General features: G+C 58.8%; 14 protein-coding genes. 5 read left to right on the forward strand and 9 right to left on the reverse strand.

Annotated elements, in window-relative coordinates:
• The first annotated feature begins 54 nt into the window (after positions 1-54).
• Positions 55-756 (forward strand): biotin/lipoate A/B protein ligase family protein, encoded by a 702-nt coding sequence (locus K9857_RS26410; protein ID WP_224540881.1) that lies wholly within the window; start codon positions 55-57, stop codon positions 754-756.
• Here the strand turns inward: K9857_RS26410 and crp are convergent.
• Entirely contained in the window at positions 753-1397 is a 645-nt protein-coding gene (gene crp, locus K9857_RS26415; RefSeq protein WP_224540884.1) for a cAMP-activated global transcriptional regulator CRP, read from the reverse strand. The genes K9857_RS26410 and crp overlap by 4 nt on opposite strands.
• Before the next feature lie 230 nt (positions 1398-1627).
• On the opposite strand from crp, the gene K9857_RS26420 reads away from it, so the two are divergent.
• Positions 1628-2050: an OsmC family protein gene (locus K9857_RS26420; RefSeq protein WP_224540886.1), complete on the forward strand. Its 423-nt coding sequence runs from the start codon at positions 1628-1630 to the stop codon at positions 2048-2050.
• 134 nt (positions 2051-2184) lie between these two features.
• Here the strand turns inward: K9857_RS26420 and coq7 are convergent, their stop codons facing one another.
• The 6 genes from coq7 to hemJ all read right to left on the reverse strand — a co-directional run bounded on the left by coq7 (position 2185) and on the right by hemJ (position 6752).
• On the reverse strand, positions 2185-2832 hold the full coding sequence (gene coq7 / locus K9857_RS26425; protein WP_175378578.1) for a 2-polyprenyl-3-methyl-6-methoxy-1,4-benzoquinone monooxygenase: 648 nt from the start codon (positions 2830-2832) through the stop codon (positions 2185-2187).
• Positions 2833-3018: 186 nt separating this feature from the next.
• Positions 3019-3357: a histidine triad nucleotide-binding protein gene (locus tag K9857_RS26430; RefSeq protein WP_008027110.1), complete on the reverse strand. Its 339-nt coding sequence runs from the start codon at positions 3355-3357 to the stop codon at positions 3019-3021.
• Positions 3358-3437: 80 nt separating this feature from the next.
• Complete coding sequence (locus K9857_RS26435) at positions 3438-4226, reverse strand: SDR family NAD(P)-dependent oxidoreductase (protein ID WP_224540887.1); 789 nt, start codon at positions 4224-4226, stop codon at positions 3438-3440.
• Between the two features lie 61 nt (positions 4227-4287).
• A complete protein-coding gene (locus tag K9857_RS26440; protein WP_224540889.1) occupies positions 4288-5244 on the reverse strand; it encodes a DUF805 domain-containing protein in 957 nt (318 codons plus the stop codon).
• A 74-nt stretch (positions 5245-5318) separates the two neighbouring features.
• Positions 5319-6287: an NAD(P)H-dependent flavin oxidoreductase gene (locus tag K9857_RS26445; RefSeq protein ID WP_224540891.1), complete on the reverse strand. Its 969-nt coding sequence runs from the start codon at positions 6285-6287 to the stop codon at positions 5319-5321.
• Between the two features lie 33 nt (positions 6288-6320).
• Entirely contained in the window at positions 6321-6752 is a 432-nt protein-coding gene (gene hemJ / locus K9857_RS26450) for a protoporphyrinogen oxidase HemJ (RefSeq protein ID WP_224540893.1), read from the reverse strand.
• A 136-nt stretch (positions 6753-6888) separates the two neighbouring features.
• Here hemJ and argC point away from each other — a divergent pair, with 136 nt between their 5' ends.
• Entirely contained in the window at positions 6889-7923 is a 1035-nt protein-coding gene (gene argC, locus K9857_RS26455) for an N-acetyl-gamma-glutamyl-phosphate reductase (RefSeq protein ID WP_224540894.1), read from the forward strand.
• A 167-nt stretch (positions 7924-8090) separates the two neighbouring features.
• Positions 8091-8441, forward strand: a complete 351-nt coding sequence (erpA, locus tag K9857_RS26460; protein WP_007906865.1) for an iron-sulfur cluster insertion protein ErpA — start codon at positions 8091-8093, stop codon at positions 8439-8441.
• Between the two features lie 66 nt (positions 8442-8507).
• On the opposite strand, the gene K9857_RS26465 is transcribed toward erpA, so the two are convergent.
• Both K9857_RS26465 and K9857_RS26470 read right to left on the reverse strand, forming a co-directional pair.
• On the reverse strand, positions 8508-9599 hold the full coding sequence (locus K9857_RS26465; RefSeq protein WP_224540897.1) for an anhydro-N-acetylmuramic acid kinase: 1092 nt from the start codon (positions 9597-9599) through the stop codon (positions 8508-8510).
• 3 nt (positions 9600-9602) lie between these two features.
• On the reverse strand, positions 9603-11021 hold the full coding sequence (locus tag K9857_RS26470; RefSeq protein ID WP_224540899.1) for a peptidoglycan DD-metalloendopeptidase family protein: 1419 nt from the start codon (positions 11019-11021) through the stop codon (positions 9603-9605).
• Positions 11022-11234: 213 nt separating this feature from the next.
• Between K9857_RS26470 and tyrS the strand changes: the two genes are divergently transcribed.
• A complete protein-coding gene (gene tyrS / locus K9857_RS26475; protein ID WP_224540900.1) occupies positions 11235-12434 on the forward strand; it encodes a tyrosine--tRNA ligase in 1200 nt (399 codons plus the stop codon).
• The last annotated feature ends 149 nt before the right edge of the window (positions 12435-12583 follow it).

Below are 12583 nucleotides of genomic sequence, written 5' to 3' on the forward strand. Positions count from 1 at the left end.
CTCGCGATGACGGCATAAGATGCACCACAGACAGACCGTCCTATGGAAAACCTTATGACTTCACCTATCTCCCTGACCATCGAAACCGGCCTGCAAGCTGAACAGGATTTGCTGGCATCCGTCTGCGCCGGCAACTCGGAATTTGGCCTGCTGTTCTGGCAGCCCAGCGATCGGGCGCTGGTCATGCCGCGCCGCTTGAACCGTCTGCCCGGTTTCGATCACGCCTGTGAAGTCTCCGCCGCTGCCGGCTGGCCGGTGCTGTTGCGCGAAACCGGCGGCGAGCCGGTGCCGCAATCGTCATCGACGATCAATGTCGCCCTGGTTTACGCGCCGCCGCGCAGTGAAGGCGATCTGAACCGAATCGAGTCCGGATACCAGCGTTTGTGCGATCCGATCTGTGATCTGCTGGATGAACTGGGTGGGACGTCGTCACTTGGGGAAATCGAAGGCGCGTTTTGCGATGGCCGCTTCAACGTCAACCTGGACGGGCGCAAGATGGTCGGCACCGCTCAGCGCTGGCGCCAGAGTCAGGGCGGGCAGCGACCGGTAGGACTGGTTCACGGTGCGATGCTGGTGGATAACGAGCGTGAATCGATGGTCGCGGCGGTCAATCGATTCAATGAGGCGTGTGGTCTGGAGCAGCGGGTGCGTGCCGAAAGCCACATCGCCCTGCATGAGAAGTTCACTGCGCCGGATGCCGTGAAACGTCTCGACGAACTCTACCGGCAAATGCTGGCGCAGATGTTCGGCGCCTAGCGCGTCCCGAACACCACCATGGTCTTGCCCTTGACGTTCACCAGGTTGCGTTCTTCCAGATCCTTGAGGACGCGCCCGACCATCTCCCGCGAACACCCGACGATCCGCCCGATTTCCTGGCGCGTCACCTTGATCTGCATGCCATCGGGGTGAGTCATGGCGTCGGGCTGTTTGCACAGTTCCAGCAGGCAGCGAGCGACGCGGCCCGTTACATCGAAGAAGGCCAGGTCGCCGACCTTGCGGGTGGTATTGCGCAGTCGCTGGGCGATCTGCCCGCTCAATACATAAAGAATGTCCGGATCCTGCTGCGACAGTTCGCGGAATTTCGTGTAACTGATTTCCGCGACTTCGCATTCGACCTTGGCGCGCACCCAGGCGCTGCGCTGCTGCTCCATGCCTGCCTGCTCGAACAGGCCCAACTCACCGAAAAAGTCCCCGGCATTCAAATAAGCGATGATCATTTCCCGGCCGTCGTCATCTTCGATCAGGATCGTGACCGAACCTTTGATGATGAAGAACAGTGTCTCGGCGCGGTCGCCAGCGCAAATGATGTTGCTCTTGGCCTGATAGCGGCGGCGCTGACAATGCATCAATAGCTTGTCGAGGTTCTTGATCTTGGGTGTGGGGGCAATAGCAACCATGGTTGTATCCCGAAAAGACTGCACGGTATGTTGGTTTTTATATGAATTGCGGCGGCTGTGGCGAATCCGGCAAAGCGTCAGCGAATTGGCGTCAGCTTAACAGACACTTCCTGCAATATTCGAGAAATTACCTACAGACAGGTGAGCGCCCCTCCTCGCAAGGCGGGCACTGTCAATCACGGGGCCTGTGCTAAGCTGGCGACCCTTTTTTATACAGTGGAGTCTTGGCGATGAAGGCACGCATCCAATGGGCTGGCGAAGCCATGTTCCTCGGCGAATCCGGTAGTGGTCATGTCGTGGTCATGGACGGTCCGCCCGATGCCGGTGGCCGTAACCTGGGTGTCCGGCCGATGGAAATGCTCCTGCTGGGTGTCGGCGGTTGCAGTAACTTCGATGTGGTCAGCATTCTCAAGAAGTCCCGCCAGGCGGTCGAGAGCTGCGAAGCGTTCCTGGAAGCCGAGCGTGCGAGCGAAGATCCGAAAGTCTTCAAGAAGATCCACATGCATTTCGTGGTCAAGGGCCGCAGCTTGAAGGAAGCTCAGGTCAAGCGTGCCATCGAGCTGTCGGCCGAAAAATATTGCTCGGCGTCGATCATGCTGGGCGCCGCAGGTGTCGAGATCACCCACGACTACGAAATCGTCGAGCTTGGCTGAATCGGGTAGTTGCTCGTCCGACCACAGCGAACACAAAAAAAGGCGACTCCCTCACGGCAGTCGCCTTTTTTCTTTCTCGCTTCTGTAGGAGAAAAGCTTGCTCGCGAAGCGGCCCTTTCAGACAACCAAGGGTCTCAGATCCGGTAAGTACTCTTGGTCATCACCTTGGCCAACAAACTCATCCCGAACTTCACCGGTGCCGGAAAGCGGAACCCACCAGCGTCCAATGCGCTTTCAGCATGCTGCTCTTCATCGATGCGCATCTGTTCCAGGATCGCCCGGGACTTTTCATCTTCCGCCGGCAGCTGCTCGAGGTGTTCGTTCAAGTGTTTGCACACCTGATCTTCGGTGGCCGCGACGAAACCCAGGCTGACCTTGTCGCTGATCAGCCCTGCAACCGCGCCGATTCCGAAGGACATGCCATAGAACAGCGGATTGAGAATGCTGGTGTGGCTACCCAGCTGGTGAATGCGCTGCTCGCACCAGACCAGGTGATCGATTTCTTCCTCGGCGGCATGTTCCATGGCCGCTCGAACCTGCGGCAGCTTGGCGGTCAGGGCCTGCCCCTGGTACAGCGCCTGGGCGCAGACTTCGCCGGTATGGTTGATGCGCATCAGGCCGGCCACGTGCCGGGTGTCTTCGTCGCTCATCTTGGCGTCCGGCTGCACAATGGCCGGGGACGGACGGTACGGCTGGCCACTGGAAGGCAGCAAAGTACGCATCGCGGCATCGGCTTGCAGCAGAAGGCGGTCGATTGGCGAGTAGTGACGTTGGGTAGTCATGCTGACCTCCGGAGGAATCTCGGCGGCCAGTTTAACCCAATCGGCCGTGGAAGTTTTGCCTCGGGTCATTGTGCGGCGGGGATGTTTCCGTTTGAGGGCGCTTGCTGGCGATGTGTTCGACGGCAACGGTGTTTTCTGCAAACACGCGTGATCGTTGACGTTCATCGCCAGCAGTAGGGCGTCTGATCAGCCCGGTGGCCAGTGCATCTGCCGCTGGCCGAGCACGTGCATATGAATGTGATAGACGGTCTGGCCGCCTTCTTCATTGCAGTTCATGACCACGCGGAAACCCTTTTCACAGCCCAGTTCCAGGGCCAGGCGCTGGGCGGTGAACAGAATGTGTCCAGCCAGAGCCTTGTCGTCCTCGGTCAGGTCGTTCAGGGTGCGCACCGGTTTTTTCGGAATCACCAGAAAATGCACCGGTGCCTGTGGGGCGATGTCGTGGAAGGCCAGTACCTGGTCGTCCTCGTAAATGATCTTCGCCGGGATTTCCCGGTTGATGATCTTGGTGAACAGAGTATCCACAGCAGTTTTCTCCGTTGTTTGGGCTGGCCTGAGTGTACTCACGAGGCTTGCCCGAGCCCAGCCTTTTGCCAGTCACCCGCTCAGCGCGGGCAGTAAGACTTGTTAACCATGCCGGTGATTGTCCGGATCAGCCAGCGCGAACCGAAGCGTGGCAGGGCGGCGAGCCAGCGGTTGCGCCGTCCGGGAATAATGATCGCGCGATTTTTTTCCAGTGCCCGAACGGTATAGAGCGCAACTTCCTCCGGGCTCATCAGCAGTTTGCTGTCGGCCAGTTTGTCCGCGTTCAGCTGCGCGGTGCGGAAAAAGCCGGTGCGGGTCGGCCCGGGGCAGAGCACCGAAACCTTCACCGCGCATTTTTTCAGTTCCACGCGCAGGCCTTCGGAGAAGTGCAGCACATACGCCTTGCTGGCGTAATAGGTACTCATCCATGGCCCCGGGCGGAAGGCCGCAACCGAGGCGACGTTCAGAATCTGCCCGCCGCCATGTAGCGCCATGCTGTTACCAATGGCATGGCACAGGCGGGTCAGGGCCAGGATGTTCACTTCGATCAGGTCTTGTTCGGTCATCCAGTCCAGCCCCAGAAACGGGCCGCAGGTGCCGATACCGGCGCAGTTCACCAGCAAGTCGATCTGCCGGTCACCTTCTTCCAGTTCCAGCAGAAAGCCGGACAGGCGCAGGGGCTCACTCAGGTCGCAGGCGCGGAACAGGACCTCCACGCCAAAACGTTGGGTCAGTTCTATCGCGATACTTTCCAGCTGATCACGCTGGCGGGCCACCAGTATCAGGCTGCGGCCGCGCCGGGCCAGCGCTTCGGCCATCGCCAGGCCGATGCCGCTGGAAGCGCCAGTGATCAGAGCGTAACGGGTCATGCAGTTCTCCATCGCAACAGCAGCGCGCCGCACCGCAGGTGTCACGGGCAGGGAGCGCTGTTCATTCTTGCGCAGAGTCTACAGGTGGCTGGGCTTGTTCGGCTGCATCATCGGCTGAATTTGCCGGGGATTGAGTTTCCACCTCGATTTCCTCGGTGATCTGCGAACTGCTCTGGTAACTGCTTTCAAGGGTATTTTCATACTCGTCCTGAATAGCGGAAATACCACCGGCCATCGCGCCGACGATGATCAGTGCGAGCAGCACGACCCACAACGATGACAGCACTTTGACCGCCGTGCTGTTGGGTGGCGGTGGCGGACCATATCGGTTGGCCGTCTGGTTGCCGGGCATCGCCATCATCACAAGCGGAAAGAAACTGCCGACAAAGGGCACCAGATTCAGCAACCAGAGCCATCCGGACCAGCCGAGGTCATGCAGACGCTGAACGCTGATCATGACGCTGGCAATGAGGAACACGATGCACAGGATGAACGCCAGGAAACCGCCGATGATCAGCCCCGCGGTCGAATCGGTGCTGACCAGGGCCAATCCCACCACGGCAAATACGGTGATGACAGCGATCGCCCCCAGGCTCAATACCATCGACCATGCGAGAAAACGCAGACGGCCGATCCGTCCTTCCACACCAAAGGGTTTGAGTGTGGCGAACTCTGCCAACTGCTCGCCGACCCTGGCTTGCGGTGGCGCGTAGGGTGAGTCGGGCTCTGCGGGAGTGGCGACGGGCGAGGGCTGGTGAACGTCGGACAGATTGAGCTCGATCAACGTTACGGGCTCGACCCGGGCATCGATGCCGGCGTTCTTCAGGGCCTGCAGATATGCCTGTGCGTCGGACTGCGTCAGGTCTCGCTTGAGTACTACCGCATGGCCATTGAACAGGCGCTCGACGGCAGCGACGTCGCTTTTGTACAGCGCGGCGATGTTGAGCTTGGCTGTATTGATATCAACACCCGGTAAAAGCGTGCCGTCGAAAACGATGTTGAAGCGGTTGTCGCTCATTGCCCAGGCATCCTTGTCGCGAAGGTTTGAATCCTTGGATTGTAGGGCCGGCCGCTAAAGCCGACCCGATTCTTTCAACGTGGCCAGCGCTGTTGAAGTTGCGTGGCTTGTTCCAGCGCCTTGCGATACTCGCTGTCCATACGCGCCACCAGTTCATCGACACTCGGCAAATCATCGATTTCACCGACACCTTGACCGGCGGACCACACGGTTTTCCAGGCCTTGGCTTCATCACTCAGCGGCTTGAGCTTGGAGCCGAAGTTGACCTCGCCCTTGTTTTGCAGGGCCAGCATGTCGAACCCCGCCGCTTCCAGGCTCTGGCGCATGAAGCTTGCCGGAACGCCCGATACCGCTGGCGTGTGAATGATGTCGGCGGCCTTGGAGCTCAGCAGCATTTCCTTGTAGGCCTCGGGCGCATGACTTTCAGCGGTGCCGATAAAGCGTGTGCCGAAGTAGGCCAGATCCGCACCCAGCAGTTGCGCGGCGAGAATCTCGTGGCCGTGGTTCAGACAGCCAGCCAGCAGCAAAGTCTTGTCGAAGAACTGGCGGATCTCGGCGATCAGCGAGAACGGGCTCCAGGTCCCGGCATGCCCGCCTGCTCCCGCGGCGACGGCGATCAAGCCATCCACGCCGGCCTCGGCGGCTTTTTCGGCATGGCGGCGGGTCGTTACATCGTGGAACACCAGGCCGCCATAACTGTGCACTGCATCGACCACTTCTTTCACAGCGCCCAGGCTGGTGATCACGATTGGCACCTTGTGCTCGATGCAGATCTCGAGATCGGCCTGCAATCGCGGGTTACTGTTGTGGACGATCAGGTTCACGGCGTACGGCGCGGGATTTTCCAGCGTCGCCAGGCCCGCTTCGATTTCTTCCAGCCATGCCTTGAAGCCACTGCTTTCGCGTTGGTTGAGCGCTGGAAAACTGCCCACCACGCCGTTGCGACAGCAGGCCAGGACCAGTTGCGGGTTGGAGATCAGGAACATCGGCGCCGCTACCACGGGCAGGCGCAAACGATGATCGAGCAAAGCGGGCAGCGACATTGGAATACCCCCGGTGATTAATGCTTGTTGGATTTAGAACGGCCGCACGACGACCAGAATTACGATAGCCAGCAAAAACACAACCGGCACTTCATTGAACCAGCGATAAAAGACATGGCTGCGGGTGTTCTCGCCACGGGCAAAGCGCTTTACCTGTGCGCCGCACATATGGTGGTATCCGATCAGCAGGGCCACCAGAGTCAGCTTGGCATGCATCCAGCCGCCCTGACTGAAATAGGCGCTCGGGTTTAGGCTGATCAGCCAGCCGCCGAAGATCAGCGTTGCGATCATCGCCGGGCCCATGATGCCGCGATAGAGCTTGCGCTCCATCACGCTGAAGCGCTCCTTGCTGACGCTATCCTCGCTTTGCGCGTGATAAACGAACAGACGCGGCAGATAAAACAGGCCGGCAAACCAGCATACGACGCTGATGATGTGAAAAGCTTTGAGCCACAGATAAAGCATTTTTGGTTATCCCCAAGGTTCACGGTAGCCGGGATAGTAGAGGCTTGAGCGTCCGCACGTCACCTTGCCGGTTGTCGCAGGCGCGCGCGGCCCCTATTATCGACGGCTTTCCAGTGGGTTCGTTGAGGGCAGGTTTATGGTCAAGGTCGGTATCGTCGGCGGCACGGGTTACACCGGGGTCGAACTGCTGCGTCTGTTGGCGCAACATCCGCAAGCTGAAGTGGTAGTCATCACTTCCCGATCCGAGGCCGGCCTGGCCGTGGCCGACATGTATCCGAACCTGCGAGGCCACTATGACGGCCTGGCATTCAGCGTTCCGGACATCAAGACCCTGGGCGCGTGCGACGTGGTGTTCTTTGCGACGCCTCACGGCGTTGCTCACGCGTTGGCTGGTGAGTTGCTGGCGGCCGGGACCAAGGTCATCGACCTGTCTGCGGACTTCCGTCTGCAGGATGCGGATGAATGGGCCAAGTGGTACGGCCAGCCGCATGGCGCGCCGGAGTTGCTGGACGAGGCGGTCTACGGTCTGCCGGAAGTCAATCGCGAGCAGATCAAGAAGGCACGCCTGATCGCTGTACCGGGTTGCTATCCGACCGCCACCCAGTTGGGTTTCCTGCCTTTGCTCGAAGCCGGTCTGGCGGATGCTTCGCGTCTGATCGCCGACTGCAAATCCGGTGTCAGCGGTGCCGGTCGTGGCGCGGCTGTAGGTTCGTTGTACTCCGAGACTTCCGAGAGCCTGAAGGCTTACGCGGTCAAGGGGCACCGTCACTTGCCGGAAATCCGCCAGGGCTTGCGCCGTGCTGCAGGCAAGGACGTCGGTCTGACCTTCGTTCCGCACCTGACGCCGATGATTCGCGGCATTCACTCCACTCTCTACGCGACCGTCGTGGATCGCTCGGTCGACCTTCAGGCACTGTTCGAAAAGCGTTATGCCAACGAACCGTTCGTCGACGTGATGCCAGCCGGCAGTCATCCGGAAACCCGCAGCGTGCGCGGTGCCAACGTTTGCCGTATCGCGGTGCATCGTCCGCAGGATGGTGATCTGGTGGTGGTGCTGTCGGTGATCGACAACCTGGTCAAAGGCGCGTCGGGTCAGGCGGTTCAGAACATGAACATCCTGTTCGGCCTGGATGAGCGTCTGGGCCTGTCCCACGCCGGCATGCTGCCGTAAGGTTTTCCTGCGTACAGCAAAAGGCCCGTTGAACGGGCCTTTTTGCATTCCGTGCCGACGACTGGGTTGGTTGATATACCATAACAATAGTTGACCGATTTTCTAGGACAAGCGGATAATGCGCGTCATCACGCAATATGACGGCGTAGCGCCGGGAGATAGTCAGCATGAGCGTCGAATCCTTCACCCCCACGGCTTTGCAATTCACCCACGGTGCTGCGCACAAGGTGAAGAGCCTGGTCGATGAAGAGGGGAATGATCGCTTGAAGCTGCGCGTATTCGTTACGGGCGGTGGTTGTTCAGGTTTTCAGTATGGCTTCACTTTCGATGAAGAAGTGGCAGATGACGACACCATCGTCGAGCGCGAGGGTGTGAGTCTGGTGGTCGATCCAATGAGCTTCCAGTACCTGGCAGGTGCCGAGGTGGATTACCAGGAAGGTCTGGAAGGTTCGCGTTTCGTCATCAAGAACCCGAATGCGACCACTACCTGTGGTTGCGGTTCTTCGTTCTCGATCTGATCCGCCACCTGTATCAGCAAAACGCCGCATGGCCTCACGGTCATGCGGCGTTTTGCTGTCTGTCGTTCAGGCGGGGTAGATGGCGCCCAGAACGCGCAAGCCCCGGGCGCCGGTGACGCTCGGGCGATTGGCTGGGATGCCCTCAAGGCAGCAATGAGCCAGCCAGGCAAAGGCCATGGCTTCGACCCAGTCCGGGTCCACGTCATGGGCGGAAGTGCTCCTGACTTTCGCATTGGGCAGCAGGCTGGCCAGGCGATTCATCAGGGTGGTGTTGTGGGCGCCGCCGCCGCAGACCAGCAACTCTTGCGTGTGGTCCTGAGCGCTTTGCAGCGACTCGATGATGGTCAGCGCAGTCAACTCAAGCAACGTTGCCTGTACGTCGTTGGCGGCGAAGGCCGGTAGCTGCGCGAGATGCTGCGTCAGCCATGGCAGGTTGAACACTTCGCGACCGGTACTTTTCGGGCCCTTGGTGCTGAAGAATGGATCGCTGAGCAGGGCTTTCAACAGGATCGGTTCGACCTTGCCGCTGGCGGCCCATTGACCATCGCGATCGTAGTTCTCGCCCCGTTGCTGATAAATCCACGCATCCAGTAGCACATTGCCCGGGCCGCAATCGAAACCTGCGACAGGTTTGCCCGGCTCGATCAGGCTGAGATTGCTGAAGCCGCCGACGTTCAGTACGGCGCGGTCGCCGGTCTGTTCCTCGAACAGGGCCTCGTGGAAGGCTGGTACCAGCGGTGCACCCTGGCCGCCAGCTGCGACGTCACGACTGCGGAAGTCGCTGACCACTGTAATTCCAGTCAGTTCGGTCAACAGGGCCGGGTTGCCGATCTGCACCGTGAACCCTCGCGCCGGTTCATGGCGAATGGTCTGCCCGTGACTGCCGATCGCGCGAATGTCTTCGGGCTTGAGGTTTTGTTGGGTCAGGAGGGAGTGAATGCCCTGTGCCGCCAGTTTCACCCAGTTTTGCTGGGCGATGGCGGAGCGGGCAATCTCGTCAGGGCCACTGGCGCACAAGCCAAGAAGCTCGGTGCGCAAGGAGTCGGGCATGGGAATGTAGTTCGTGGCAATCAGTCGGATTGCCGGGGCTTGCTCGATCAGCGCAATGTCCAGGCCATCGAGGCTGGTCCCGGACATCACACCTATATAAAGGGCCATGGCTTAACGCTTGCTCGAAGCCAGTTTGGTGGATTTCTCTTGGTCCATGCGCGCCATCAGTGGCTGACTCTGTGCGAGAAAGCGTGCGCGTTCGGCCTTGGAGATCGGGTCGGCCATTGCCACTTTCTGGCCCAGTGGATCGACGTGCACGCCATTCACCTGGAACTCATAGTGCAGGTGCGGGCCGGTGGACAGGCCGGTGGTGCCAATGTAGCCAATCACTTGGCCCTGTTTGACATTGCTACCGGTCTGGACGCCTTTGGCGAAGCCCTGCATGTGGCCGTAGAGCGTACGGTATGTGCTGCCGTGCTGGATGATTACAGTGTTGCCATAACCGCCGCGGCGACCTGCCAACAAGACCTTGCCGTCACCGGCAGCCTTGATTGGAGTACCGCGCGGGGCTGCATAGTCCACACCTTTGTGAGCACGGATCTTGTTCAGGATCGGGTGTTTGCGGCCCATCGAGAACTTCGAGCTGATACGTGCGAAATCCACCGGAGTCCGGATGAACGCCTTGCGCATGCTGTTGCCGTCAGCGGTGTAATAGCTGCTGTTGCCTTGTTTGTTGGTGTAACGCACGGCGGTGTAGGTCTTGCCGCGGTTGGTGAAGCGGGCGGACAGGATCGGGCCGTTACCGACGGCTTTGCCATTGACCACTTTCTGCTCGTAGATCACATCAAATTCGTCGCCCTGGCGAATGTCCTGGGCGAAGTCGACGTCATAGCCAAACACGTTGGCCATATCCATGGTCAGGCTGTGGGACAGGCCGGCGCGAGCGGCGGACTGCGAAAGCGAACTGTTGATCACGCCGTGTGCGTAGGCGGAGCGCACAGTTGGCTTGGCGGTGATGCGGTTGAAGGTGTAGCCCTTGTCGTTCTTGGTCAGGCTGATGGTTTCGAGGTCGCTGACCTTGCTGTGCAGGTTGGTCAGTTGGCCGTCCGGGCTCAGCTCGAACTCCAGTTTTTGCCCATGCTTGAGCTGGCTGAACTGCTTGGCCTGCTTGTCGCTGGCCAGTACTTCATGCACGGAAGTGGCCGGCAGGCCTACTTTCTCGAACAGGGTGGAGAGAGTATCGCCCTTGGAGACGATCACTTCCTTGTGGTTTGGCGCCTTCTTCTCTTCGACGGCGGGGGCCGGGGCGGCCTGAGCGGTTTCCGAGGTTTCTTCTGCGCTATTGTCGATCTGCGCGAAAGGGGACTCGGTCGGCTCATTTGTGGCTTGAACGGCTTCAGCGGCGTCTTGATCTTGTGTCAGTTGTTCAGCAGGACTTTCCAGTTCAAGACTCAGGGTTGTCTTCTTGGCTTCAACATCACTGGAAGGAAATACCAGAAGCGCCAGGCTCAGAAGGGCGGCGATGCCGCTCGCAGCGAGCAGGTGGGTCTTCGGGTAAAGCGGTGGCGCTTTAGACGATTCTTTGGTCATGAGTAATATTTGACTTTGAAATAAGATGAATTGGAAAAGATGAATGACATGATGAATATGAAATAACTGTATAAAATATAACCAAATCATCATTGAAGCAAGTCCACGGACACTCTGTTCGCGGATTGGTGTCCGTGCGCCGGGCAAACCTTGTATTTGACGCGCGTTCTTGTATGGTTGGGTCCCTTTGAATCTGAGCCTTGCGGGTCTGTTATGAAGTCGGTTGAAGAGCAGCTAGCGCTGATCAAACGTGGTGCGGAAGAACTGTTGGTCGAGTCCGAGCTGATCGAAAAGCTCAAACGTGGCCAGCCACTGCGTATTAAGGCAGGCTTCGATCCGACTGCGCCGGATTTGCACTTGGGTCATACCGTGCTTATTAACAAGTTGCGCCAGTTCCAGGAGCTGGGGCATCAGGTGATCTTCCTGATCGGCGACTTCACCGGAATGATTGGTGATCCGAGCGGCAAGAGCGCGACGCGTCCTCCGCTGACCCGCGAGCAGGTTCTGGAGAATGCCGAGACCTACAAGACTCAGGTGTTCAAGATTCTCGATCCTGCCAAAACCGAGGTGGCTTTCAACTCCACCTGGATGGACAAGATGGGGCCGGCCGACTTCATTCGCCTGACTTCGCAGTACACCGTGGCGCGGATGCTCGAGCGCGACGACTTCGACAAGCGCTACACGACCAATCAGCCTATCGCCATTCATGAGTTCCTCTATCCGCTGGTTCAGGGGTATGACTCGGTTGCGCTGCGCGCGGATGTCGAGTTGGGTGGTACCGATCAGAAGTTCAACCTGCTGATGGGGCGTGAGCTGCAGCGTGGTTACGGTCAGGAGGCTCAGTGCATTTTGACCATGCCGTTGCTCGAAGGGCTGGATGGCGTCAAGAAGATGTCCAAGTCTTTGGGTAACTATGTCGGTATCCAGGAAGCGCCTGGTGTGATGTACAGCAAGTTGGTGTCGATTCCTGATGCGTTGATGTGGCGCTACTTCGAACTGCTTAGCTTCCGCAGCATGGATGAGATCAATGCTTTCCGCGCTGACGTGGAGGCGGGTGCCAATCCGCGTGATATCAAGATCAAGCTGGCTGAAGAGATTGTTGCGCGTTTCCATGGTGAGGAGGCTGCGGCCAATGCTCACCGTGCTGCGGGCAATCGTATGAAGGATGGCGAGCTGCCGGATGATCTACCTGAGATCGAGCTGACTGCTACCGAAGATATGCCGATCGCGGCTGTTCTTAATAAGGCAGGCCTGGTGAAGAACTCGGCTGTGGCTCGGGATCTCCTGAGTTCTGGTGGTGTGCGCGTGGATGGTGAGGTTGTTGATCGCTCCTTTATATGTGCGCTGGGTGCAACCCATGTATGTCAGGCCGGCAAGAAGGCATTTGCGCGTATTACGCTGAAATCCGAATAAATCGAAATTAAGTGTTGACGGCGAATTTCAGATCTCTATAATTCGCCCCACTTCCGGCGCAGTCGAAACGGAAAACTTCTTGGTAATCAATGAGTTAAGTAGGTTTCGGCGGTGACGGCTTCAGTTCATCGAAGCCCGCAGGGAGTTGA

Source organism: Pseudomonas sp. REP124 (genome assembly GCF_020164475.1).
Taxonomy (GTDB): Bacteria; Pseudomonadota; Gammaproteobacteria; order Pseudomonadales; family Pseudomonadaceae; genus Aquipseudomonas.

What these genes read in the sequence shown, in the direction of transcription:
- K9857_RS26410 (WP_224540881.1), top strand. Translation starts at nt 55, where the DNA reads ATGACTTCACCTATCTCCCTGACCATCGAAACCGGCCTGCAAGCTGAA.
- crp (WP_224540884.1), bottom strand. Translation starts at nt 1,397, where the DNA reads ATGGTTGCTATTGCCCCCACACCCAAGATCAAGAACCTCGACAAGCTA.
- K9857_RS26420 (WP_224540886.1), top strand. Translation starts at nt 1,628, where the DNA reads ATGAAGGCACGCATCCAATGGGCTGGCGAAGCCATGTTCCTCGGCGAA.
- coq7 (WP_175378578.1), bottom strand. Translation starts at nt 2,832, where the DNA reads ATGACTACCCAACGTCACTACTCGCCAATCGACCGCCTTCTGCTGCAA.
- K9857_RS26435 (WP_224540887.1), bottom strand. Translation starts at nt 4,226, where the DNA reads ATGACCCGTTACGCTCTGATCACTGGCGCTTCCAGCGGCATCGGCCTG.
- K9857_RS26440 (WP_224540889.1), bottom strand. Translation starts at nt 5,244, where the DNA reads ATGAGCGACAACCGCTTCAACATCGTTTTCGACGGCACGCTTTTACCG.
- K9857_RS26445 (WP_224540891.1), bottom strand. Translation starts at nt 6,287, where the DNA reads ATGTCGCTGCCCGCTTTGCTCGATCATCGTTTGCGCCTGCCCGTGGTA.
- hemJ (WP_224540893.1), bottom strand. Translation starts at nt 6,752, where the DNA reads ATGCTTTATCTGTGGCTCAAAGCTTTTCACATCATCAGCGTCGTATGC.
- argC (WP_224540894.1), top strand. Translation starts at nt 6,889, where the DNA reads ATGGTCAAGGTCGGTATCGTCGGCGGCACGGGTTACACCGGGGTCGAA.
- erpA (WP_007906865.1), top strand. Translation starts at nt 8,091, where the DNA reads ATGAGCGTCGAATCCTTCACCCCCACGGCTTTGCAATTCACCCACGGT.
- K9857_RS26465 (WP_224540897.1), bottom strand. Translation starts at nt 9,599, where the DNA reads ATGGCCCTTTATATAGGTGTGATGTCCGGGACCAGCCTCGATGGCCTG.
- K9857_RS26470 (WP_224540899.1), bottom strand. Translation starts at nt 11,021, where the DNA reads ATGACCAAAGAATCGTCTAAAGCGCCACCGCTTTACCCGAAGACCCAC.
- tyrS (WP_224540900.1), top strand. Translation starts at nt 11,235, where the DNA reads ATGAAGTCGGTTGAAGAGCAGCTAGCGCTGATCAAACGTGGTGCGGAA.